General features: G+C 71.0%; 20 protein-coding genes. 9 read left to right on the top strand and 11 right to left on the bottom strand.

Annotated features, from left to right (window positions below; all coding sequences use genetic code 11):
* The first annotated feature begins 2 nt into the window (after window positions 1–2).
* Together Raf01_RS00200 and Raf01_RS00195 are read left to right on the top strand one after the other, a co-directional pair.
* Window positions 3–380: a VOC family protein gene (locus tag Raf01_RS00200; RefSeq protein ID WP_203915598.1), complete on the top strand. Its 378-nt coding sequence runs from the start codon at window positions 3–5 to the stop codon at window positions 378–380.
* A 2-nt stretch (window positions 381–382) separates the two neighbouring features.
* Complete coding sequence (locus Raf01_RS00195; RefSeq protein ID WP_203915597.1) at window positions 383–1,645, top strand: glycosyltransferase family 4 protein; 1,263 nt, start codon at window positions 383–385, stop codon at window positions 1,643–1,645.
* On the opposite strand, the gene Raf01_RS00190 is transcribed toward Raf01_RS00195, so the two are convergent.
* From Raf01_RS00190 to Raf01_RS00175, 4 genes are read right to left on the bottom strand one after another with little or no spacing between them, the layout of a single operon-like run.
* Window positions 1,553–2,608, bottom strand: a complete 1,056-nt coding sequence (locus tag Raf01_RS00190; RefSeq protein WP_203915596.1) for a serine hydrolase domain-containing protein — start codon at window positions 2,606–2,608, stop codon at window positions 1,553–1,555. The genes Raf01_RS00195 and Raf01_RS00190 overlap by 93 nt on opposite strands.
* A gap of 12 nt (window positions 2,609–2,620) precedes the next feature.
* Window positions 2,621–3,805: a Gfo/Idh/MocA family oxidoreductase gene (locus tag Raf01_RS00185; protein ID WP_203915595.1), complete on the bottom strand. Its 1,185-nt coding sequence runs from the start codon at window positions 3,803–3,805 to the stop codon at window positions 2,621–2,623.
* Complete coding sequence (locus tag Raf01_RS00180; protein WP_203915594.1) at window positions 3,802–4,689, bottom strand: sugar phosphate isomerase/epimerase family protein; 888 nt, start codon at window positions 4,687–4,689, stop codon at window positions 3,802–3,804. Before Raf01_RS00180 ends, Raf01_RS00185 begins: the two co-directional genes overlap by 4 nt.
* Before the next feature lie 25 nt (window positions 4,690–4,714).
* Entirely contained in the window at window positions 4,715–5,251 is a 537-nt protein-coding gene (locus Raf01_RS00175; protein ID WP_203915593.1) for an SLOG cluster 4 domain-containing protein, read from the bottom strand.
* Between the two features lie 83 nt (window positions 5,252–5,334).
* Here Raf01_RS00175 and Raf01_RS00170 point away from each other — a divergent pair, with 83 nt between their 5' ends.
* Together Raf01_RS00170 and Raf01_RS00165 are read left to right on the top strand one after the other, a co-directional pair.
* The gene (locus Raf01_RS00170) at window positions 5,335–6,066 is read left to right on the top strand and encodes a creatininase family protein (RefSeq protein ID WP_203915592.1); all 732 of its coding nucleotides are present in this window, start codon (window positions 5,335–5,337) and stop codon (window positions 6,064–6,066) included.
* Window positions 6,063–7,385 carry a PLP-dependent aminotransferase family protein gene (locus Raf01_RS00165; RefSeq protein WP_203915591.1) on the top strand — a complete coding sequence of 441 codons (1,323 nt, stop codon included), beginning with the start codon at window positions 6,063–6,065 and terminating at the stop codon, window positions 7,383–7,385. The genes Raf01_RS00170 and Raf01_RS00165 overlap by 4 nt, the downstream gene beginning before the upstream one ends.
* Here Raf01_RS00165 and Raf01_RS00160 read toward each other — a convergent pair.
* The 3 genes from Raf01_RS00160 to Raf01_RS00150 are packed head-to-tail and all read right to left on the bottom strand — an operon-like array spanning window position 7,374 to window position 11,057.
* Window positions 7,374–8,390, bottom strand: a complete 1,017-nt coding sequence (locus tag Raf01_RS00160; RefSeq protein ID WP_203915590.1) for a Gfo/Idh/MocA family protein — start codon at window positions 8,388–8,390, stop codon at window positions 7,374–7,376. The genes Raf01_RS00165 and Raf01_RS00160 overlap by 12 nt on opposite strands.
* A complete protein-coding gene (locus Raf01_RS00155) occupies window positions 8,374–10,128 on the bottom strand; it encodes a carbamoyltransferase C-terminal domain-containing protein (RefSeq protein WP_203915589.1) in 1,755 nt (584 codons plus the stop codon). Before Raf01_RS00155 ends, Raf01_RS00160 begins: the two co-directional genes overlap by 17 nt.
* A gap of 26 nt (window positions 10,129–10,154) precedes the next feature.
* On the bottom strand, window positions 10,155–11,057 hold the full coding sequence (locus Raf01_RS00150) for a phytanoyl-CoA dioxygenase family protein (RefSeq protein WP_203915588.1): 903 nt from the start codon (window positions 11,055–11,057) through the stop codon (window positions 10,155–10,157).
* Window positions 11,058–11,170: 113 nt separating this feature from the next.
* Here Raf01_RS00150 and Raf01_RS00145 point away from each other — a divergent pair, with 113 nt between their 5' ends.
* From Raf01_RS00145 to Raf01_RS00135, 3 genes are read left to right on the top strand one after another with little or no spacing between them, the layout of a single operon-like run.
* Complete coding sequence (locus Raf01_RS00145; protein WP_203915587.1) at window positions 11,171–11,893, top strand: D-sedoheptulose-7-phosphate isomerase; 723 nt, start codon at window positions 11,171–11,173, stop codon at window positions 11,891–11,893.
* Window positions 11,894–11,905: 12 nt separating this feature from the next.
* On the top strand, window positions 11,906–13,315 hold the full coding sequence (locus Raf01_RS00140) for an aldehyde dehydrogenase family protein (RefSeq protein WP_203915586.1): 1,410 nt from the start codon (window positions 11,906–11,908) through the stop codon (window positions 13,313–13,315).
* On the top strand, window positions 13,312–14,463 hold the full coding sequence (locus Raf01_RS00135; protein ID WP_203915585.1) for a cytochrome P450: 1,152 nt from the start codon (window positions 13,312–13,314) through the stop codon (window positions 14,461–14,463). Before Raf01_RS00140 ends, Raf01_RS00135 begins: the two co-directional genes overlap by 4 nt.
* Window positions 14,464–14,520: 57 nt before the next feature.
* Here Raf01_RS00135 and Raf01_RS00130 read toward each other — a convergent pair whose 3' ends face one another.
* From Raf01_RS00130 to Raf01_RS00120, 3 genes are read right to left on the bottom strand one after another with little or no spacing between them, the layout of a single operon-like run.
* A complete protein-coding gene (locus Raf01_RS00130) occupies window positions 14,521–15,951 on the bottom strand; it encodes an FAD-dependent oxidoreductase (protein WP_203915584.1) in 1,431 nt (476 codons plus the stop codon).
* Window positions 15,948–16,412 carry an NUDIX hydrolase gene (locus Raf01_RS00125; protein WP_239133258.1) on the bottom strand — a complete coding sequence of 155 codons (465 nt, stop codon included), beginning with the start codon at window positions 16,410–16,412 and terminating at the stop codon, window positions 15,948–15,950. The genes Raf01_RS00130 and Raf01_RS00125 overlap by 4 nt, the downstream gene beginning before the upstream one ends.
* A gap of 3 nt (window positions 16,413–16,415) precedes the next feature.
* Window positions 16,416–17,432, bottom strand: a complete 1,017-nt coding sequence (locus Raf01_RS00120; protein WP_203915583.1) for a GDP-mannose 4,6-dehydratase — start codon at window positions 17,430–17,432, stop codon at window positions 16,416–16,418.
* Window positions 17,433–17,634: 202 nt separating this feature from the next.
* Here Raf01_RS00120 and Raf01_RS00115 point away from each other — a divergent pair, with 202 nt between their 5' ends.
* Window positions 17,635–18,855, top strand: coding sequence for a DegT/DnrJ/EryC1/StrS family aminotransferase (locus tag Raf01_RS00115; RefSeq protein ID WP_203915582.1), 1,221 nt, complete (start codon window positions 17,635–17,637; stop codon window positions 18,853–18,855).
* Window positions 18,856–18,858: 3 nt separating this feature from the next.
* Here the strand turns inward: Raf01_RS00115 and Raf01_RS00110 are convergent, their stop codons facing one another.
* Complete coding sequence (locus Raf01_RS00110) at window positions 18,859–20,061, bottom strand: glycosyltransferase (RefSeq protein WP_203915581.1); 1,203 nt, start codon at window positions 20,059–20,061, stop codon at window positions 18,859–18,861.
* Window positions 20,062–20,284: 223 nt separating this feature from the next.
* Here Raf01_RS00110 and Raf01_RS00105 point away from each other — a divergent pair, with 223 nt between their 5' ends.
* Entirely contained in the window at window positions 20,285–22,372 is a 2,088-nt protein-coding gene (locus Raf01_RS00105) for a B12-binding domain-containing radical SAM protein (RefSeq protein ID WP_203915580.1), read from the top strand.
* The last annotated feature ends 35 nt before the right edge of the window (window positions 22,373–22,407 follow it).

The raw sequence follows: 22,407 nt of genomic DNA, 5'->3' as shown, positions 1-22,407 counted from the left end.
CGATGGACGGCATCGAGTTCAGCCACCTGCGGCTGGACGTCGCCGATCTCGACCGGTCCGTCGACTTCTACCGCCGGGTCGTGGGGCTGGATGTCGTCGTCCGCTACGACACGCCCACCCACACCATCGTCCAGGTCGGTGTCGGCGGCCGGCTGCCCGGCATCGAGCTGTGGCACGAGCCGCGGCTGGGTCCGCCGCCGCCGTCGCTGGTGCACATCGCGTTCTTGGCGGACGATGTCGACGCCGCGTTCCAGACGGCGGTGGCGCGGGGTGCGCCGGTGCACCTGGAACCGTTCACCATCGGCGGCGAGCGCATCGCGATGGTGCTGGACCCCGACGGGTACCCGGTCGAGTTCCACAACCCACACGCCGGCGGCTGACCGTGCGGCTGCTGTTCGTGTGCAAGACCTACCGGCCGCTGCTCGGTGGAGTGGAGCGGCACGTGGCCAGCCTGGCCGAAGAGTTGGCCGGCCGGCACGAGGTGACCGTGCTCGCCATGCGCACCGCCCCGCGCCGCGATTCGCCGCTGGACGGGAACCTGTGGCCCAGCCCGCGGTTCGCGCCCTTCGTCGCCGGTGGTGTGGCGGTGGAGCAACTCGTCGCGCGTCCCCGGCTGCCGGTGCGGTACCTGCCCTTCGCCGTCCGCACCGTCCCGGGGCTGCGTCGGCTCTGCTACGGCAGGGGTCGCCTGGCGCTGGCGGCCATTTGGGTGCCCGCGCTCATCCGGGCCATCGAGCCGCACGCGGCGCGCGCCGAGCTGGTGCACGTGTTCGCCGACGAGTTCCTCGCGCTGGCCGGCGTGCTGGCCGCCCGGCGCGCGGGCCGCCCGGTCGCGGTCAACGGTTTCGTCCACCCGCGCGCCTGGGGCGACGACCTCGTGTCCCAGCGCGCCTACCAGACGGCCGACGTCGCGGTGGCCAACCGCGCCGAGGACGCCGCGCATTACCGTGCGCTCGGGGTACCGGCCGATCGGGTACACATCGGTGGCGAGGGGATACCGGCGCCGCTTCCGCCCCGGGTACCCGCACATCCCGGGTACCGGCCGGACGAGCGGTACGTGGTGTTCCTCGGCCGGCGGCAGGCGTACAAGGGTTTCGACCTCATGGTGGATGCGGCGGCCCGGCTCGCGGCCACCCGTTCCGGGGTGCGGGTGGCGTTCATCGGACCAGGGCCGCGCCTGCCCGAAGACGCGCCCGGAGCGCTCGACCTCGGCGTGGTCACGGACGACGAGCGCGACGCCTGGCTGTCCCGCGCCGAGGTGCTCTGCCTGCCGTCGGCGCACGAGACGTACGGCCTGTGCCTGCTGGAGGCGTGGGCGCACCGGGTACCGGTGGTGGTCTCCGACATCCCGGTACTGGCCAACCTGATGCGGGAGAGCGGCGGCGGGCTGGCCACCGCACGCGATTCGGCCGCGATCGCGGATACGGTGGGTGGGCTCCTCGACGATCCCGCGCTGCGGGGCCGGCTGGGCGAGGCGGGACACGCGTTCTGGCGTGCCGAGGCGTCCACGGCGGCATACGCGGAGCGGCACCTGACGATCTACCGCGGGCTGTCAGTCGCGCCCGTCGACCCCGAGGTCGAGGTACACCGCACTGCCGAGGCTGCGCACGGCGTGCACGGTACCGGCGTCCACGTTGTTGACTAGGATCGCGACCGCGACATCGACAACCGGGTCGGCGTACCCGGCCAGCATGGTGGCCGCGTTGAGCCCGGCGACGTGCCCGAAGCTCCACGCCGAGCAGTACCGGCCGGCCAGGTATCCCCGCATGCCGACCATGAACCCGACGCCGAAGCCCTCCGAGCACACCTCGACACCCGAGCCGGTGGGCGGTGTCAGCTTGATGGCCCGACGCAACGTGGGGCCGGGCAGCACGCCGGCCTGCCCGTCGAGGCAGCGCAACAGCCCCTCGTAGAGGTCAAGCAGGTCGACCAGCCGGCCGACCAGCCGGGCCGACGGGTCCCCGGCGGGCAGCGGGAGCCGGCTCGGCGGCACCCAGGCCCGGCCGCTGGGAGACGGTACCCGGTAACGCAACCAGTCACCCGCGGACCGCACCGGTACCGGCTGTGCCGGTGCCACCTCGACCTGCTTCAGCCCCAGCGGGGCGAGGACCCGGTCGCGCAGCGGCGCCTCGGTGTCGCCGCCCAGGACCGCGGCGGCGATCCGGTTGAGCAGCAACCAGTTCAGCCGCCGGCTGTACCGCCAGTCCCAGCCGGGTACGAAGCCGTCGGCGATGTCCCACTCGGTGTCCCAGCCGGCCGGCGCGCCGCCGTCCGTCTCGGGCTCGGCGAGGCCGGCCGTGTGGGTGAGCAGGTGGCGCACCGTCACCTGGTCGGCGCGCGACCCACCGGCTGGCAGGTAGGCGGTGACCGGCGCGTCCAGATCCAACCGACCCTCGTCGGCGAGTTGCAGGAAGAGCACGCCCAGCGTCGGCTTCCCGGCGCACAGCCAGGCGACCGCAGTCTCCTCGTCCAGCGGTCGCTCCGGTCCGGCCAGGCCGTGCGACAACACCGTCCGCTCGCCACCGGGCGCCCGGACCGCCACCTGTGCGCCGGCCGCCCCGTTGGCGCAGACCCGGCGCAGTACCTCTTCCGTCTGGGCCAGCCGCATCGGCGGAGCCCGTCAGGCCGGTCCGACGAGAACCGGCTGCGCCTGCGGGCAGCGGGCCGGATCGGCCACCCGGTCCAACTCCAGGAAGCCGTCCTCAAGCTGGCGGCACGCTTCGAAGAACCGGACCACGTGCCAGGCGTCGCCGAGGTGACCGACCGCGACCGGCCTGCCCTCCACTATGGACTGCGTGAAGTGGATGAGTTCCGGCGTGTACCCCTGATAGAAGTGGTTCATGTTGTACGGCTGCCCGCTGTAGCCGTCCTGGGCCCAGCGCAGCGGTGCCTCCCCGGCGGCCGTGCTGTAGTCGGCGCCCTGCCCGTACGGCAGCCCGGCACCCCGGTGCCCGGGCCGGTAGTACGTGATGTGCAGGCCCGCCTCGGCGACTACGTTGGCTCCCTCGCCCACCACCTCGAGCCGTTCCATCGGGCTCGTGCCGGACTGGCCCCACGGCATGTGCAGCGAGCCCACCGGGCCGCTGGCGAAGGACATCAGGAACACGGCGCCACCGTTCGGGGCCCGCTCCACCGCGACCCGGCGCACCGGCCCGAACAGCCGGTGCAGCAGCGAGACCGGGTGGACCAGGTGGTCGAGAAGATACGTCAGCTTGCTCAGGTCCGCCATGTCGGCGCGAGTCGGCAGCATCTCCGGGTCGCGCAGGGTCACCGTGGTGGGCGCGCCGAACTCGGGTCGCTGGATGACCTCCCGCACCGTGGTGGCCACAGTGGAGAACATCTTCATGAGGCCCACGGCGATCTGCCGGTCGTGCGTGCGTGCGGCCGCCGCCATCCGTTCGATGTCCGCGGTACGGGCCGCCGGCGGCTTTTCCAGCCACACGTGCCGGCCCGCCTCGACCGCGGCGACGGCCTGGTCGGGGTACCGGGGCGAGCCGTCGGGGAGGTAGCCGGTGCACAGCAGCACGGCCTCCACCTCGTCGTCGGTGAGCAGCTTCTCGTAGTCGCTGTACCAGCGGGACGCGCCGGCGTGCCGGGCGTAGGACTCCGCCCGCTCGGGGATCACGTCACAGGTCGCCACGACCTCGGCCGGCGCCCAGCCCAACGCGGGCAACAGGTTGCGCAGCGCCTGGCCGCCACAGCCGACCAGGCCGACCCGCAGCCGCCGGGGCCACTCGAAGGCGGGCCGCGCGGGTGCCGCGAAGATCTGGGTGACCGGGTCGGTGCTCGTCGGGTCGGTGCTCATGAGGCGACTCCCAGTGCGGTGCCGGCGGCGAGCCGGCGGAAGGCGGACAGCGCCTGCGCGAAGGCCGTGCGGCGCAGGGCCGGTTGGGCGTGCGGTTCGAGGGTGGCGGCCACGACCTGCGGGGCGAGCCGGGGCAGGAGGTCGGGCCAGGGGACTACGCCGGTACCCAGCGGGCAGGTCGCGTACCACCGGGCCCCGTCCCGGTAGGCGGTCCAGCCCTCGGGTGCCTCGTCGGGTCCGCTCACCGGCAGCACGTCTTTCACGTGCGCGTACCGGACGGCGTCCTCGAGCAACTCCAGGGCGCCGACCAGGTCGGTGACCCCGGCACAGGCGAGGTTGGCGGCGTCGAAGTTCAGCCCGAAGTGCGGGTGCCCGACGGTGTCGACCAAGCGCCGCAGGCTCTCCGGCCGCCGCGTCGGGTCGCCGTGCTCCGGGTCGTGGCCGAACGCGTCGAACTCGTTTTCCAGCACCACGGTGACGCCGAGTTCGGCGGCGTGGTCGAGGCAGCTGGCGATGGCCTTGGCGTACCGGTCGATGGCGGCCGCGTCGTCGTACCGCCCGGGCGGCCCGAAGTACGTGTTGGCCAACGGCGCGCCCAACCGGTGCGCCACGGTGATGGCCGCCCGAAGTAGGTCGGCCTGCGGTTCGGGATCCGGGAGACCCAGCTCGCTGCCGGACGCCACGCACGCGACCCGCAGGCCGCTGGCGCGCAGCGCGGCGAGCGCGCTGTCCGGGTCGGGCCCGAAATTCTCCGGGTACCACACCTCGAGGCTCTCCGCCCCGACCGCCCGGGCCGCGTCGAGCAGGCCGGTCAGCCCGTCCGGTTCCTTCACGAACTCGGTGCCGGAGATGCCCACCGGTGGTGGAGTGCCGCGCGTGTCCACTGCCGTTCCCCCGTTCGTCGCTTGGTCAGCGGGCGCTGTCGGGTGCGGCCGGCGGCGGGCCGACCAGCTCCCGCAGCGCCGCCATCACCGCCGGCGTGTTGGCCGGATCGTTGCCGGGCACGTGCCGCCAGGTCTTCTGTTCCAACCGATCCAGCCGAAGCAGGGGCTGCTCGCCGGTGACCACCATGGGGCGCGACGTGTCCAGCGCGAGCGCGATCTCGAACAGCGTGCCGAACCCGCCGTCGAACGCGATGATGGCCGCGCCGGTCCAGTTGAGCGACACGCTGCGGGCCAGGTCCATTCCCGTGGGTACCGCCCAGGTGACGTGGTCCGAGCAGTTGTCCGGGTGCGTCTCCTTGAGCAGCGCGACGGTGGTGCCGCCGGCCTCGGTGGCGCCGCGGCAGGCCGCCCCGCCCACCCCGTCGTCCCCGCCGGTGACCAGGCCGTAGCCCTGGCTCGCGAGTTCCCCGCCCACCGCCTCGGCGAGCCGGAGAGTACGCGGGTCACGCACGTTGACGCCGCGGCCACCGATGATGGCGACCATCGTCCGCGGACCGGTCATCGAGCCATCCTCTCGTCGCCGATTGCCAGGTACTCTGGCCATCAAGATAGTACGCAATGGTTCACAACTCGTCGAGGAGACCGATGCCTGATCTCGCGGAGTACACGTGGCAGCAGGTGGACGAGCGGCTGCGGGGGGACACCCGCATCGTCCTTCCGCTGGGCGCCACCGAGGAACACGGTTATCTCAGCCTGTTCACCGACAGCCTGTTCGTCGACCGGGTCACCGACGCGGCCTGTCGCAATGCCGACGTGCTGCGCGCGCCGGTCTTCCCGTTCGGCTGCTCGGCGTTCGCGACGATGTTCCCCGGTTCGATCTCGCTGCGCACGGTGACCCTCTGCCACGTGCTCGAGGACGTCATCGACTGCCTTTACCGGCAAGGCTTCCGCCGCCTGGTGTTCGTTACCGGACACGGTGGCAATGAAGTAATCACTGGCGTACTATCTGAAGCGCAGCTCGACCGGCCGCAGCTGAATGTCCACTACGTCAACGCGTGGACCGGGATGGGCCCGCTCATCAAGGAAGTGGAGCACCGGCTTGACCTGCCGCGCACCGAGCACGCCAGCTGGCACGAGGCGTTCGACTTCACGATGGTCGGACCGGTGCCGGGCGGCAGCAAGCCGGCCCCGGCGGGCCCGGACTTCCCGCTGTTCCCGCTCAACCCGCGCACCGCGCGAGCGCACCTCGACGACGGCATCGTGGCCGGCGCCTACTTCATCGACGACCCGGACCTGATGATCCGGATGTACCAGGCTTGCGTCGATCACGTCACCGAGTTCCTGAACTCACTCCCACCGGAGGCAGCGCCGGAATGACCGGATCATCTGACCTGGACCGCGTGCTGGAGATCGTGGGCGACCACGAGCGGAAGATGGCTTCCGCGGTCAACCTCATCCCCAGCGAGAACCTGCTCACTCCGGCTGCCCGGCTGGCCTACCTCTCCGACGCGTACAGCCGCTACTTCTTCGACGAGCGCGAGGTCTTCGGGAAGTGGAGCTTCCAGGGCGGCAGCATCGTCGGCGAGGTGCAGCGCGAGGTGCTGGTGCCGTTGGTGCAGAAGGTCACCGGCGCCCGGCACGTGGACGTGCGCGGCATCAGCGGACTCAACGCGATGACCGTGGCGCTGGCCGCGTTCGGGGCGCGTGACCGGGTGACCATCACCGTGCCGCCGCGGCACGGCGGGCACCCGGCGACCGCCGTGGTCGCCGGACACTTCGGCCACCGCGCCGAGGCGCTGCCGTTCCGCGACGAGGCATGGTGGGAGGTCGACCTGCCGGCGCTGGCCGAGCTGGTGGCCCGCACCGACCCGGCGTTGGTGTATGTCGACCAGGCCACCGCGCTGGTGCCGCTCGACCTGGCCGGGGTGATCCGCACGGTGAAAGAGGTGTCCCCGGGCACTCACGTGCACGCCGACACCAGCCACATCAACGCGTTCGTCTGGTCGGGGCTGTTCGGGCAGCCGTTGGACCTCGGCGCGGACAGCTACGGGGGCTCCACCCACAAGACGTTCGCCGGCCCGCACAAGGCCCTGCTGCTCACGAACGACGACGCGGTGTCCGACAAGCTCACCTCGGTCGCGGTCAACCTGGTCAGCCACCACCACGTGAGTGACGTGGTGGCACTGGCCATCGCGATGGTGGAGTTCGCCGAGTGCGGGGGCGTCGACTACGCGCAGGCCGTGCTCGCCAACGCGGCCGCGTTCGCCCGCGCGCTCGCCGACGCGGGGCCGGGTGTGCAGGACGCGGGCGGGGTCCTCACCCGTACCCACCAGGTGTGGTACGAGCCGGCTGGCGACCCGCACCGGATCTCGGAGCGCCTGTTCGACGCGGGGATCGTCGTCAATCCTTACAACCCGTTGCCCAGCACCGGGCGGCTGGGCATCCGGATGGGGCTCAACGAGGCGACCAAGCTCGGGTTCGGTGAGCCCGAGATGGCCGAGCTGGCCGGCCTGCTGCACGGCGTCGCGGTCGACCGGATCGCGGTGGCGGAGGCGGGCGAGCGGGTGGCCGCGATGCGGCAGGCGGCCCGGCCGGCGTACTGCTTCTCCGAGGACGTGGTCGCCAGCAAGCTACGCGAGCTGACCGGTGCGTCCGGCGCCGGGGTGGACGAGCTGGCGGCCTGGCTATATCGGTGAACCGACCGGGTGGACGTCCACCCGGTTACCGGTCTGGGCCGCGGTCACCGCGGCCCAGCCCAGTTCTAGCGCGCGCAGGCCGGCCGCGGCGGGCACCGGGGGAGCGGCGCCGGCCCGCAACGCCGCGAGCAGCTCGGCGACGTGCAGGTCCAGCGTGGACAGGAAGCTCCGGTCCCGATCGTTGAAGTAGCCCGCCTCCCACACCTCGCTGTGCTCGCTGCCCGTCGGGGTGAAGGAAAACTGCCGCACCGTGTCCGTCACCACGGCACGTCCACCGGTGCCGTAGAGGGTCAGCGAGTGCGCGTAGCTCGTGGCGGCCGTCGACAGCAAACAGCCGAGAACGCCGCCGGGCAACCGGAGGGTCACCGCCACCGTGTCCGGCCGCCCCGGCGTACCGGCATCGGACAGCTCGGCGGACACCGACTCGGCCGAGCCGCACAGGTGCTCGATGAGGTCGAACCCGTGGCACTGGGTTTCGAGCAGGTTGCCGTGTTCCAACCCCCGGGTGTATTCGCCGCTCAGCTGCCACACCGCGAGGCTCAGCCCGCCGAGGCGGCCGTCCGCGAGCGCGGCACGGGCCAGCTGGACCGGCCGGGCGTACCGGTGGTTGAAGTCGATGCCGAAGAACACGCCGGCCCGGTTTGCGGTGTCCACCAGGTCGCGTGCCTGCTCGACGGTGACGCCCAACGGCTTCTCGGCGAACACGGGCTGGCCGCGCGACAGGAGGTGGGACACCACGGCGTGCTGGCTCTGCGGGGCGACGGCGACCGACACCAGGTCGGGCGCCGTCGCGTCCAGCATCGCGTCGAGGTCTTCGAACGGCGGGACGCCGAATTGAGCCGCCAACCGCCGGGTGACTTCCCCGTTCCGGCCGGCGATCGCGACCAGCTCGGCGTCCGGCGACACCGCGTACGCGCGGGCGTGCTCGGTACCCCACCAACCGGTACCGACCACCGCCACCCGTACCGGGCCGCCGGACACCGGTCGGTCAGCGGTGCCCGGCACCGGCCGCCGATCGCCGGGTTTCCGTGCCCGGTTTGGCGTACGGCCGCAGGAACCGGTCCTGCAGCCACAGGCCGTCCAGGTCCCGGCTGCCTGCCAGCTCCACCGCATCCGCGGGCGTCTCCACGATGGGTACCCCCGGGTGGTTCATCGAGGTGTTGAGCAGGACCGCGCACCCGGTGAGCCGCTTGAACTCGGCCAGCAGCCGGGCCAGGAAGGGATCCATTTCAGGATCCACCACCTGCACCCGGGCCGTCCCGTCGATGTGCACCACCGCGGGCGCCGCGTCCCGGCACTGGTCGGTGGCCCAGGCGGTGCGCAGCATGAAGCTGTCCCGGCCGCCCGGCGGCGTGAAGTAGTCGTCAAAGTCCTCTTCGAGGATGACCGGCGCGAGTGGCCGGAACGGCTCCCGGAACTTGATTTCCCGGTTGATCCGCTCGCGCATCCCGGCGCTGCGCGGATCGCCGATGATGCTCCGGCCGCCGAGCGCCCGCGGCCCGATCTCCGAGCGCCCGTTGAACAGGCCGATCACCCGGCCCTCGGCGAGGAACGCGGCGAGCCGCTCCGGGGACCGGATCGTCGTGTCCTCGAAGAGCCTGGGGTGGCCGCCGGCCGCCGCCTTGGCGACCTCGACGCCGTCGTAGAGCCGGCCGGGCCGGCACAGCCACGGGTTCAGCGGCTTGCCGTTGAACGTCATCGGCCGGGTGTCCTCGGGGGAGCGGACCGCCCGGTCCACCCACATCGCGCCGACCGCCATGCCCGAGTCGTGCACGTGCGGGGGTACGAACAGGTTCGGTCCACCGTCGCGTACCAGCTGGCCGTTGGCGACGCTGTTGAGGCCGCAGCCACCGGTCACCACGAACGTGTCGAAGCCGAGCGGGGCAACCAGCTCCCAGCACCGTTGCAGCAGTTCGTCGGCGACCTGCTGGAGGGTGGCGGCGATGTCGGCACGGGTCTGGAAGGCCCGGCCGCTCCAGGTGGGCTCCGGCCCTCGGGCGGGCGCGACGCCGCCGTCGCGCAACCATCGGGTCACCCGGGCCGTGAACGAACCGTCCCGCGGATCGAACCGGAACACGTCGTCCATGCTCTTGCCGATGGTGACGAATTCGTTCAGCTCGTCCCGGTAGCGCGGTTCGCCCCAGGCGGCGAGGCCCATGGTCTTGCCGGAGTCGTGCGGGTGGAACCCGATGAGCGCGGTGATCATCTCGTAGAGCAGGCCGAACGAGGCGGTCACCGCGTTGCCGCCGTCGTATTCCAGCATGGACGTGCCCCGGGTGCCGCCGACCTGCTCGAGGCGGCCGTCCCGGTAGGCGTAGAAGCTGAACGTCTCGCGCAGCCCGGTGGGCGGTTCCCCGGGCTGGACCTCCAGGATCGAGCCCATCCCGTCGTACGCGAGCACCGCGGCGTTCTGCCCGGCAGGCAACATCATCGCGCCGGAGGCGGCGTGGCACAGGTGGTGGTTGTAGAGCGCGGTCGGGATGCCGGCGAGGCTGACCATCGCGCGGTGCGGCAGCAGGTCGCTGGAGACGACCCGGGTGATGGCGGACCGCTCGATGCCGGCCGCCCAGACGCAATAGTCCACAGTGGACGATATCGGGTCCTGGTGCCACCACACGTAGCCGTGCTTGGTGCGGCTGATCCGTTCCTGCTCGACGGCGACCTTGATGTCGCCGTTGTGCATCAGTGCCGCCGAGTATTCGTGTGAGGACCCGCCGAGCCCCAACACCCATTCGTCCGCCATCGGTCACTCCCCCCGCGGTCGATCGATCACTTGGCCAGGGCGGCGCGGTAGGGCTCGACGTCCATTCCCCTGTACCGCTCGGACACCCGCTGCACCATCTCCTCGGTCCAGTACGGGTCGCCCGGCGCGGGGAACCCGATCAGGGACCGCTGCTCGGGCGTGGCCCGGGTGATGAACTCGGTCAGCTCGCGCTCTGGCGCGTCACCGGCCCAGCCCTTCCTGCCCAGCCAGCCGTGGGTCGCCGCGCGGTAGGTGATGAAGTGAGCGAAGCGCGCTCCGCTCGTGGCGCGGAACGCGGTGCCCCGGTGCCAGCTGAGCATCCCGTAGACCAGCAGCGAACCGGCCGGAACCACCACCCGGCGCTCCTGCGCGTAGAGGTGCCGCTTGTTCGTCTCGTCGTGACCGCTGAACGTCCACGTGTCGTAGTCCAGCCGCTCGTCCTTGGTGACCGTGTGGGACAGCACACCGGTCGGGCCGAACTCCTCGGTGACGTCGCTGTAGTAGAGGATCACGGGCAGCGTGCGGTAGGTGTTGTCGTCGCGCGGGTAGACCAGCGTGTGGTCGCCGAAGTCGAGGTGCATCCGCTGGTCGAAGTCGGCCTTGCCGGCATACTTCGCCATCAGCTGCGACTGCTCCAGCACCACGTCGTCGGTGCCGATCGCGCGCCGCGCGAAGTCGACCAGGTCCGGGTGCATCGCGACGTCGTTGAGCGCGTTGCCCAGGAAGAAACCCGGTGCCTCGCAGTCGTGTCCCCACTGCTGCAGATGCTTGTACCGGTGCGGTGCCGCGTATTCGAATTCCTCGGCCGTCGGATAGTACCGGTGGAAATTCTCCTGTGCAGCCTTGAGTTCGCTCGGCGAAAGGAAGCCTTCGATGACGACATAACCGTGTTCGAGGAAGAACGAAAGGTCCCCGTCAGAGATCCGCATGAACCCGAATCCTACGGCGCACCAAGCCCTCTTGCTAGACCTGCGGTGCGCCAACTATGGTGGGCGCGGGCCGCAAACTAGTTAACAACGATGTACGATCCCGGGGGCATCAGATGCGTGACGGCGCGGCCGCGTTCGTGCGCCAGGAGCTCCGCGAGCTGGCGGCCGCGGTCGACCGGTTGGCGGCCGCCGAGCACGTCGCCGCACTCACCGCCGTCGCCGACGCCACCGCCGGAGCGCTGCGCGCGGGCGGTCGGGTTCTCTTCTGCGGCAACGGTGGATCGGCCGGCGACGCACAGCACCTCGCCGCCGAGCTCGTCGGCCGTCAACACTACGACCGCGGTGCCCTCGCCGGCATCGCGTTGACCGCGGACACGTCGGTGCTCACCGCGGTCGGCAACGACTACGGCTTCGATCACGTCTTCGCCCGCCAGGTGGCCGCGCTGGGCCGGCCCGGCGACGTGCTTTTCGGCCTGTCCACGTCGGGCGCCTCCCGCAACGTCATCGAGGCACTGGCCGCCGCGCGGGCCGGCGGGCTCACCACGGTCGCGTTCACCGGCGAGAAACCCGGGGAGATGGCGGACGCTGACTTCGTCGTCGCGATGCCGGCCGGCGGCACAGCACAGGTGCAGGAACTCCACCTGGCGGCGGGACACATCGTGTGCGGCCTGGTGGAGCGCGCGTTGTTCCCCAGAGACGACCAGTCGGGGTTCCCCAAGGACGACCAATTGGGGTGCCACAGGGGCGAGCAGGGGCTCCCTGGGGACGACCAGTCGGGGTTCCCCGGAGACGACCAGTCGGGGCGACCGCCGGTGACGGCGGAGAGGGTGGGCTGACCGTTGGACAGCATGGCGATCTACATCGACGGGACCTGGCGGGCGGCGCACTCGTCCGACCGGATCCCCGTGGAAAACCCGGCCACCGAGGAGATCATCGCGGAGGTGCCGGACTGCGACGCGGCCGATGTCGACGCCGCGGTCGCCGCCGCCCGTGCCGCGTTGCCCGCCTGGTCGTCGGGTTCCGCCCAGGACCGCATCTGCCTGATGCGCCGGACCCGGCGGGACATGCTGGAGCGGCGCGCCGAGCTGGCCGACGTCATCACCGCCGAGATCGGCACCCCGACCAACTTCGCAAACAAGATCCAGGCCGGCATGGCGCTGCGCGCGCTCGGCAGCTTCATCGACGCGCTGCCCGAGGGCACGGAGCCGCAGCAGCTCGACCACTCGATGGTCGTCCCCGAGCCGGTCGGCGTAGTCGCCGCCATCACACCCTGGAACTACCCGCTCAACCAGGTCGTGGCCAAGGTGATGGCGGCCATCGCGGCCGGCTGCACCGTGGTGGTCAAGCCGAGCGAGTTGGCGCCCCTGTCGGCCCAGCTGTTCATCCGGCTGCTCGCGGAGGCCGACCTGCCCGCCGGAGTCGTCAACCTGGTCACCGGGTCCGGTCCGGTGGTCGGCGACGCACTGGTCCGGCATCCCGAGGTCGACATGGTGTCGTTCACCGGGTCCACCGCGGTCGGCACGCGGATCGCCGCGGCTGCGGCCGAGGGCGTGAAGCGGGTCGCGCTGGAGCTGGGCGGCAAGTCCGCCGCCGTGGTGCTGCCCGACGGCGACCTGCCCGCGGCGGTCCTGAACACGGTACGCAGTTGCATGGCCAACGCGGGCCAGACGTGCACCGCGCTCAGCCGGCTCGTCGTGCCCCGGAAGCGGTGCCAGGAGGCGGCCGAGCAGGCCGCCGCGCTGATGGCGAACTACCGGATCGGCGACCCCACCGATCCGGAGACCAAGCTCGGGCCGCTGGTCTCCAGCGCCCATCGCGACCGGGTCCGCGGGCACATCGCCCGGGCCCGGGAGGAGGGCCTGCGGGAGATACCGTGCGGGCCGCCCGACCGGTTGCCCGAGCGCGGGCATTACCTGGCGCCGGCCGTGTTCGTCAGCGAGGATCCCGGCGCGTCACTGGCTCAGGAGGAGGTCTTCGGGCCGGTGCTGTGCGTCCTGCCCTACGACACCGAGGATGAGGCGGTGGACATCGCCAACGGGACGCCGTTCGGCCTCGCCGGGTCGGTGTGGTCGGCCGACGTACCACGCGCCCTCGCCGTCGCCGGTCGCATCCGGGTCGGGCGGATCGAGGTCAACGGGGTCGGGCCCGGGCCGGGCGCGCCGTTCGGTGGCCGTCGCCGCTCCGGCTACGGGTACGAACTGGGCCCGCACGGGCTCCGCGAGTTCCAGGTCCTCAAGTCCCTCGGCGTACCGGCATGACCGCCGACCTCTACACCGACTTCCGGGAGCTGCGCTCCGGCGACGGCTGGCGGATCGGCGCCCGGGGGATGACCGAGTATTACCGCTACCAGGACTGCGCCGACATCCTGCGGGATCCCCGGTGGGGCAAGGGCGAGGGACTGCGCCGCTCGGAACGCGAGGGCTCGCGGTTCCGCAACTCGTTCATGCGCCAGGATCCGCCCGAGCACACCCGGCTGCGCGGCCTGGTGGCCAAGGCGTTCTCGCCGTCGGTGGTCGCCGCCCTGCGTCCCCGCATCCAGCAGATCGCCGACGAGCTGCTCGACGACCTGAAGCCGGACACCGAGGTCGACCTCCTCAGCGCGTATGCCTATCTCCTGCCGGTGACGGTCATCTGCGAGCTGCTCGGCGTGCCGGTCGAGGACCGCGACCGGTTCGGCCGGTGGAGCGCCGCCCTGGCCCGCGGCGAGGACGACGACGAGGAGCTGACCGAGGAGGACCGGCGGCGCCGCCGGGGGGCCAGCATGCGGTTCCGCGAGTACTTCGCCCGCCTCATCGAAGCGCGCCGCCGCAAGCCGGGAGACGACCTGCTCAGCCGGCTGATCGAGATCCGCGACCAGGGCGACCGGCTGGACGACCCCGACCTGCAGGCTACCTGCGTGCTGCTGCTCTTCGCCGGTCACGAGACCACCGTCAACCTCATCACCATGGGCACCCACGCCCTGCTGCGGCACCCGGACCAGCTCGCGATGGTCCGGTCGGAGCGCGCGGCGGAGCTGTCCTGGGTGGACGAGCTGCTGCGGTACGAGTCGCCGGTGCAGATCGCGTCCCGGGCCGCGTTGGAAGACCTGGACCATCGCGGCCGGACCTACCGCAAGGGCGACATGGTGTTGCTCATGCTCGGCTCGGCCAACCGTGATCCGGACGTCTTCCCGGATCCCGAGCGGCTCGACGTGACCCGGCCCAACGTCCGGCACATCGCGCTCGGGCTGGGCATCCACTTCTGCCTCGGGGCGCCGCTGGTCCGCCTGGAGGGCGAGATCGCCATGGGTACGCTGCTCCGCCGGGTACCGGGGCTGGCCCTGGCCGAGACCGCGCCGACCTACCGCAGCAACCGGTCGATGCGCGGGCTGCAGCAGCTCATGGTGCATCTGGGCGGCAAGGTCTGACCGCAGGCGAGGTCTGACCGTAGGCAAGGGTCGGACCGGCCCCGGTTGACCGCCCGCTCAGCCGGCCAACGTGGCGCCCAGGCGGGCGCCGAGGGCCAGGATGGTCACCGCAGGGTTGGCCGCACCGGAGCGCGGGAAGCTGGCCGGGCCGGCGACGAACAGCCCAGGGATCGCGTGCAGCTGGTGGCGGTCGTCGAGCATCCGGCCCAACGGCAGCGTGCCCGCCTCGTGCAGCTCCGACCCCAGCGGGAAGGCATAGGTGAACGGCGGCCCGGGCCGATCGAATCCCTGCGCCGTCACGAGCCGGTCGGCCAGGTCCGGCGAACCGAACTCGGGGGAGTCCTCGAACGGCAGCGGGTGGTGCTCCCCGTACAGCTCGTCGCAGACCCGCTGCAGCTCGGCCCGCTGGCGGGCGACCAGCTCGACATCGTCCGGTCCGAGCCGGCAGTCTACAATGGACTGCCACGGTGCGTCCGGTGCCGGCACACACCGCACCGAGCCGTGGGGGCCGGGTCGCTGCTCGCCGATGAGGTACCCGTCGACCACCACCAGGCCGGCCGGGTTGACCGAGACGTTGAGGTACACGTTGGAGCGCAACCCCTCACCGCCCGGCGCGACGTAGGTCCCGGCGCCCCCGGCGAGCACCGGCGGCAGCCGGTCCGGGGCGAACGTGGCGACAAAGCCCTGCGCCACCTTGTCCACCAGGCCGTCCAGCCGTGGCTCATCGATCGCGCCGGTCGACCGCAGCGCCTGGATGGCGAGCCGGCTGTTCTCGATGGTGCTAGCCGCCAGGACCACCGCGTCGGCCGCGATGTCCCGGGTGGTACCCGCGTGGCGCACCCGTACCCCGCGTGCGCGTCCCCGGTCGAGGAGCACCTCGGTCACGTACCCGTCGCAGAGCACCCGGGTCGTTTCGGACCAGTGTTCCAGCGGGGAGTACGCCTTCCACCGCCCGTCCGGCGCGCGGCGCACCGCGAGCGGGGCCGCTTCGAACCGGTACCCGGCAAGCTTCACCGGATCCTGGTCCGGCCGCAGCCCGCCGCCCGGAGCGCCCACCCACGCGGCCAGGTCGCGTTGCACCCGGGTCAGCAGCGGCTCCCCGCCGTCCCACTCGGTCGCCAGGTCCCGGACCACCGCCGCCGGCCAGTCCGGCTCGCGCAGCGCCCACGGGTCGATCGGCAGCGCCATGCCGTGCCAGTAGAGCGACCGGCCACCGAGGCGCCGGCGCAGCCCCGCCATGCCCGTGAAGGTCACACCCGTCGCGCTGTACGGCCGCCAGAAGTGCGGATCGGCCGGTGGGTCGAGCCATCGTGAGTCCGCCGTCGCGCGGTCCAGTTCCCAGCGGTAGTGCGCGTGGCCGGCGTCCGGTCCGGCCTCCACCACCAGCGGGCGCGGCCCGTCGCGCCGGGCCAGTTCCCCGGCCACCGCCAGCCCGGCGAACCCACCGCCGACGATGACCACCTCCGCACCGGCACAGTCACCCATCATCGCCAACCCATCGTCGCGAACGTGGTACCCAGTCGATAACCCGCCAGCCCCTCCGCGATGTACGGCACCAGCGGCCCGGGCGGCTCGGCCAGCGGATAGAACCCGATGCCGTCGCACGTGTCCGGCTCCGCGTTGCGCGGATCCCCGGTCCACGTCGTCGCCTCGAAGAACAAGGCCAACCGGGTGGCTCCAGTCGCGACCCGGTGGTTGACGAGGTGGACGAACCGGGTGTCCTCGGCCGCGATCCGCACGCCCACCTCCTCCAGCGCCTCCCGGATAGCGGCTTGTACCACCGATTCGCCCTCCTCGACGTGACCGCCCGGCAGTTGCCACCGCCCTCCGGCGGCCAGACCGGCCGCGCGCCGGGTGAAGACGGCCCGGTCGCCGGCACGCAGGATGGTGTGCACCCGTACCAGCATCCGGTGCCGTCGCTCGTCGTCCGGCAGCATGCGCCGTGTCACCGCCTACCGCAGGGGGAGCCGGGCCATGGTCGCGTCGACCGGCTGGCCCATCTTGCGGGTGTGGTATTCGAGAAGGTCGGTGAGGGTCCGGTCGATGGAGATCTCCGGTTGCCATCCGGTCAGGGTGCGGCAGCGGCTGCTGTCACAGACCTGGACCGGGATGTCGATCGGGCGCACCAGTGCCGGGTCGACCCGCTTCTCGACCTGCCCGGCCAGTCCGGTCACGTCGAGCATCCGGTCCAGCAACTCGCCCATGCTGAACGTCTCCTCGCCGCCCACGTTGTACGCGGTGGCCGGCTCGGCCCGCAGCATGAGCGCGGCGTACGCGGCGGCGATGTCCCGCACGTCGGCGACGGTGCGACGGCTCGACAGGGCGCCGACCCGGATCACCGGCTCCTGCCGGCCGTCCAGGATCCGGACGATCTGGTATGCGTCGGAGGCGATGGAAAAGCACCGGGCACGGCGGGGACCGGTGTGCGAGAACGCGCGGGTGACGAAGAAGCCCATCTCGGTCGAGGCGGCCCGTTCCCGCACGTAGCAGTCGGCCGCCGCCTTGCTCGCACCGTACGGGTTGACCGGGGCGATCGGGAAGTCCTCGTTGATGGGGCCGCGCTCGGACGGCGGTGCGCCGTACACCTCCGAGGTCGAGCAGAACAGCAGCCGGCAGTCGGGTGTGGTGGTCCTGATCGCCTCGGCCAGGTTTATCGTGCCGAGGGCGTTGGTGAGGAACGTGCCGCGCGGGTCGAGGAAGCTGGTCGGCGGGTGGCTCTGCGCGGCCAGGTGGAAGACGCCGTCGAAGTCGACCCGGCTCAGCACCTGGGTGCAGGACTCGAACTCGCGCAGGTCGCCGTGGATGAATCGCAGCTCGCCGTAGATCTCGTCCGGTACCACGTCGCGGATGTCTTCCTCGCGACCGTTGGACGAACGGAGCAGGCCGTAGACCTCATGTCCGTCCCGGACCAGAAGGTTCGCAAGGTGCGGACCAACGAACCCGGTGATGCCCGTAATCAGGAACCGCATGTGCCCTCCCGGTGTTGGTGCCACGCCGATCTGGGGTGGTGGTGGGGGCGACGCACACCTGGTGCGCCCGGTCCTTCAGCGTGTCGGATAGTACACCAAGGATTACTTCATTGCCGACCGCTTGCCGGCCCGCGCGGTCGATGAGATCCTCAAGGACGTCATGCGGAGAATGCCGGCGGCAGCCGGGTCGGGGGTGGTCTGAATGCCGGGTCCGGGGCTCGAGCTGGTCGGCGACGAAGAGATCGCGGAGATCGTCGAAGTACTTCGCAATCGCGAACTGAGTCGGTACCGCTTCGACGACGGAGCCGACGGCACCGACGTGTCCAAGGTGCTCACCTTCGAACGGGAGCTGGCCGCGCTGACCGGGGTGCGACACTGCCTGGGCACCAACAGCTGCACCAGCGCGCTGCTGGCCGGGCTGCTCGCCGGCCGGTATGAGCCCGGCGCCGAAGTCATCGTGCCCGGATACACCTTCATCGCCTCCATCGCGTCGATCGGTTATGCCGGGCTGACGCCGGTGCTCGCGGAGGTCGACGAGAGCCTCACCCTGGACCCGGCCGACGTGGCCCGGAAGGTCACCGACCGGACGGTCGGCGTGATGGCGGTCCACATGTTGGGAGCCCCGGCCGACCTCGACGCCCTGCGCACCGTTTGCGACGAGCACGGGCTGGACCTGTTCGAAGACTGCGCACAGGCCGGCGGCGCGACCTACAAGGGCCGGCACGTCGGCGGTTTCGGCACCTTCGGCGCGTTCAGCCTCAACGTCTTCAAGACGTTCACCGCGGGGGACGGCGGCGTGCTGCTGACCGACGACGACGAGTTGTTCGAGCGGGCATTCGCCATCCACGACCACGGTGCGGCGCCGTACCGTGCCGGTGTGCGCGACACCGGCGTGCTACTCGGTCTCAACCTGCGCATGCACGAGCTGACCGGTGCGGTGGCGCTGGCCCAGGTACGCAAGCTGCCCGGCCTGCTCGACCGGCTGCGCGCACGGCAGTCGGCGCTGCGCGCGGCGATCGGCGAGCCGGCCGGCGTGCGGGAACGGCGGCTCCCCGACCCGTCCGGAGACTGCGGCACCACGTTGACATATCTGTTCGACCGGGAAGAACACGCCAAGCGGGTCGCCGCGGAGCTGGGCACCATCACCCTCAGCGGTTCCGGGCGGCACAACTACGTCAACATGGGACCGGTACGGGCCCAGGCGTTGCCTCCGACGCTGCGCGTGCGCCAGCCCGACCTGAGCCGGTTCGCCGCCGGTGTGTTGCCGCGCACCGACGACCTGCTGTCGCGCGCCATCACGCTCAGCGTCGGGGTCAGCGACTCATACCTCGGCGCGTCCTTTGGCATCCGGCCATCGTCCGAGCCCGACGAGATCGCCGCCGCGGCGGAGCACTTCGTGGACGTCGTGGAGCGCCTCCGGTAGGTGCTACAGCCCCGCCGACCTGACCGGCTCTGATTCCCCGAGATCGCTGCCGTTCGCGACTTGGGCGAACAGTTCGACGGCCGCGTCGGTGGTGGGCATCGCGGCCAGTTCCGCCGCGATCGACCGGGTACGGGTCCGGAAGGCCGGCTCGGCGAGCAGCCGCTCCACCGCGTCGCGCACCTCCGTGGCGGTCGGCAGGTTCCCCCGCTCGTCGCGGCGCAGCCAGATGCCCGCTCCGGCGTCGGCGACCGCCATCGCGATAGCCGGCTGGTCGCCGAACTGGGGAACCACCACCAGGGGTGCGCCCGCGCGCAGCGCCTCCAGCGTCGTTCCCGCGCCGCCGTGGCACACCACGGCGGCCACCGTGGGCAGGACCAGGTGCTCGTCGACCCAGGGCTCGACGCGTACCCGTGGCCCGACCGGTGGCCACTGCTCCGGGGCCAGGGTGCGGCCGACACTGACCAGCAGGCGTACCGGCAGCTCGGCGACGGCCGCCACCACGTCCCGCAGTCTCGCCACCGAGGCCGGCATGGCCGGCGTGACGGTGCCGAACGAGACATACACCACGGGCTCGGCCGTCTCCTCCGCGCGGGGAGCCGGTGCCGATCCGGTCGGTCGGAAGCGGTGCGTCACCGGGAGCCGCTCCGCCGGGTCGAGCGACTCGGGCAGGCAACTCACGACCGGGACGCTGGTGATGCGCAGCCTCGTCTCCTCCAGGTCCGAGCCCGGCAGGCCGGCCAGGGTCCGCAGCGGGTCCACCATCGTCGCCAGGCCGAGGAGCATCCGGCGGGAGGCCCTGTGCAGCGTGAAGTTCACCGCCACCTGCGGCACCCCGCGGGCCTGTCCGGCGGCCCACGAGCTGAGCTCCACGATGTCCCGCAGGATCAGATCCGGACGGTACTCGTCGATCGTCTCCAGCATCGCGGGCAGCAGGGCGCACGGCGACACCACGGCGAGGATCTTCCGTACCGCGCGAGCCTTTTCCTTCGGCGGCGCGCTGGCGATGATGTGGTTCAGCCGGTCCATCTCCTCGGCCGGACCGTCCTCGCCGGGCACGAAGGCGAACCCGGATCCAGCGACCTGGGCGGCGAGCGAGCCGGGTGCGATGACCCGGACCTCGTGGCCGGCCGTGGCGCAGGAGGCCAGGAACGGCAGCAGCGGCCGGAAATGGCCGATGCCGGATGTGGTCGCCGCCAGGATCCGCACGGGCCCTCCTCGACGCTCGGGGACCATCCCGACGAATATCGTACGCAAAGGTTAACAGCCACATCGCCCCGGTCGTCGCCTCGCGAGTCCACAGTGGACGAGTACGGCGCGACGAACATCCCGATGGCCACACGACCTGCCGCTGTGCGTGTCGGGTTGCTACGCTGAGCGTACTGGACGTGCATCTATTGACAGATAGTTAACTTAGGCGAAGGTGACACCCATGTCGCAGGTCGTCGGAACCACCGTCCTCATCAGCGAACCCCAGGGCTCGACGGGTGCGCTGCAGTTCGACAACTCCCGGCCGTACCTGCCGTATGTCTCGTCGGTGCTGAAGTCATACTGGGAGCGCCACGGGTCGCCCGACGCGCCGATCGAGTGGCTCGACCCGATCTGGTGGAACGACAAGCCGGAGGTCATGCTCGCGCCCTACGGCGGCAAGAAGATAGATGTCCTCGGGCTGAGCTGCTACACCTGGAACTGGGCGGCACAGTGCCTCGTCGCGGCGCACGTGAAGGCCGAGCACCCGGACTGTCTGGTGGTGGCCGGCGGCCCCGAGCCCGACTACAAGGATCCGACGTTCTTCGCCCAGCACCCGTACATCGACGCGATCGCGGTCAAAGACGGAGAGGTCACGTTCCAGCGCATTCTCGCCAAGGTGGTCGGCGGCGACCGCGACCTCAGCGACGTACCCGGCCTCTACCTTCCCGGCGCCCCGGATGCCGGGCACCGCTACACCGGTCCGCCGGACGTACCCACCGTCTTCGATCACAGCCCCTACCTCGACCAGACCGACTACTACGAGCGCCTGCTAGGCAGCCACCCCGACCTGTCGTTCGGCATGATCTTCGAGACGACCCGTGGCTGCCCATACGGATGCAGCTACTGCGACTGGGGTTCCAGCACCCTGTCCAAGGTTCGCCGGTTCGAGATGGAGCGGATCAAGGCCGAGATCGACTGGATGGGGAGGATGCACATCGACACGGTCATGATGGCCGACGCTAACTTCGGCATCCTGCCCCGCGACGTGGAAATCGCGGACCTGCTCAACGAGTCGCGCCGCCAGCACGACAACTATCCCCAGTTCTTCTTCTACAGCGCGGCGAAGAACAACCCCCGCCGGGCGACCGAAATCGCGCTGAAGTTCGCCAAGAGCGGGATCTGCACCAACCACGCGCTTTCCATCCAGCACACCAAGCCGTCGGTGCTCGCCGCGACCAACCGCAGCAACATCTCGCCGCAGCGACAGGTCGAGGTCGTCAAGACGATGATGGCCGCCAAGGTACCGGTCGAGGTTCAGCTGATCCTCGGCATCCCCGGCGACACCTACGACCTGTGGCAGGGGTGTCTCGCCGACCTGATGGAGTGGGGCATCCACGAGGACTACCTGATGCAGACCTACCGGCTGCTACCCAACGCCCCCGCCGCGGAGCGTTCGTTTCTTGACGAGTGGCAGGTCGGCACCATCGACCGGATCACCTACGATCTGACGTCCCGCCACGTCCAGGTGGTGAGCGACGGCGTTGCCCGCAAGCCGGACCGGATCGTGGTGTCGTCGAAGACCTATACCCGGGAAGACTGGGTACGCATCTCGACGTACTCCGCGTTCGTCAAGGTGCTGCACAACTGCAGCCTCACCCAGCGGATCGCGATGTATCTGCGGCTGACCCACGGCATCTCATACCTCGACTTCTATGCCGACCTCATCGACGAGGCGATGCCGGCCGCGGAGTTGACCGGCTCGTGGGCCCAGACCCTGTCCGACCACTATCGCGGCTTCCTCGAGGACGACGAGGCGATGGACTTCCTCGCCGTACGCGAGCTGCCCAACCTGCCCTACCTGCTGCACCCGGCCCGCTGGCTCTACGTGCAGGCGTGCCTGCACCTCGACGAGTTCTTCGCGGTGCTCACCGATCACCTGCGCCGCCGGTACCCGACCGTCACCAATCTCGCCTCTGCCATCCAGTACCAGAAGGATTTGGTCATCCTCCCCTCCTACGACTGCCGGACCGGCAAGGTGTTTCCGGTCGACCATGACTGGATCACCTACTTCGAGCAGGCGCGCACCCGCGACGGCTCCCAGCCGCTCGACGAACCGACGCCGGTGTCGGGTGCGCTGGTGCGTGCCGGCGACCAGGTGGCCGGGGAGCGGGGGATCAGCGGCGACCTGGAGTATTACAGCAAGCCGCTGGACTGGCACGACAGCGCGCCAGAGCGGCGGTGGCAGGACTGGATCGACCGCACGGTGTTGGGCCGTTCCTCGGCGGCCATGCACAACTTCCAAGACCTGAGCATCATCGGTACCGGCTGAAACGGCGCGACCGCCGACAACGCAGCTTCTGGCTC

The sequence above is a fragment of the Rugosimonospora africana genome (assembly GCF_016862975.1).
Lineage (GTDB): Bacteria > Actinomycetota > Actinomycetes > Mycobacteriales > Micromonosporaceae > Rugosimonospora > Rugosimonospora africana.
The sequence above is the reverse complement of the archived record's forward strand: the minus strand, read 5'-3'. Positions and strand labels throughout refer to the sequence as shown.

Coding starts and splice junctions, on each gene's coding strand:
- Raf01_RS00200 (WP_203915598.1), top strand. CDS start 3: ATGGACGGCATCGAGTTCAGCCACCTGCGGCTGGACGTCGCCGATCTC.
- Raf01_RS00190 (WP_203915596.1), bottom strand. CDS start 2,608: ATGCGGCTGGCCCAGACGGAAGAGGTACTGCGCCGGGTCTGCGCCAAC.
- Raf01_RS00185 (WP_203915595.1), bottom strand. CDS start 3,805: ATGAGCACCGACCCGACGAGCACCGACCCGGTCACCCAGATCTTCGCG.
- Raf01_RS00175 (WP_203915593.1), bottom strand. CDS start 5,251: ATGACCGGTCCGCGGACGATGGTCGCCATCATCGGTGGCCGCGGCGTC.
- Raf01_RS00170 (WP_203915592.1), top strand. CDS start 5,335: ATGCCTGATCTCGCGGAGTACACGTGGCAGCAGGTGGACGAGCGGCTG.
- Raf01_RS00165 (WP_203915591.1), top strand. CDS start 6,063: ATGACCGGATCATCTGACCTGGACCGCGTGCTGGAGATCGTGGGCGAC.
- Raf01_RS00155 (WP_203915589.1), bottom strand. CDS start 10,128: ATGGCGGACGAATGGGTGTTGGGGCTCGGCGGGTCCTCACACGAATAC.
- Raf01_RS00150 (WP_203915588.1), bottom strand. CDS start 11,057: ATGCGGATCTCTGACGGGGACCTTTCGTTCTTCCTCGAACACGGTTAT.
- Raf01_RS00145 (WP_203915587.1), top strand. CDS start 11,171: ATGCGTGACGGCGCGGCCGCGTTCGTGCGCCAGGAGCTCCGCGAGCTG.
- Raf01_RS00140 (WP_203915586.1), top strand. CDS start 11,906: ATGGCGATCTACATCGACGGGACCTGGCGGGCGGCGCACTCGTCCGAC.
- Raf01_RS00135 (WP_203915585.1), top strand. CDS start 13,312: ATGACCGCCGACCTCTACACCGACTTCCGGGAGCTGCGCTCCGGCGAC.
- Raf01_RS00130 (WP_203915584.1), bottom strand. CDS start 15,951: ATGATGGGTGACTGTGCCGGTGCGGAGGTGGTCATCGTCGGCGGTGGG.
- Raf01_RS00120 (WP_203915583.1), bottom strand. CDS start 17,432: ATGCGGTTCCTGATTACGGGCATCACCGGGTTCGTTGGTCCGCACCTT.
- Raf01_RS00115 (WP_203915582.1), top strand. CDS start 17,635: ATGCCGGGTCCGGGGCTCGAGCTGGTCGGCGACGAAGAGATCGCGGAG.
- Raf01_RS00105 (WP_203915580.1), top strand. CDS start 20,285: ATGTCGCAGGTCGTCGGAACCACCGTCCTCATCAGCGAACCCCAGGGC.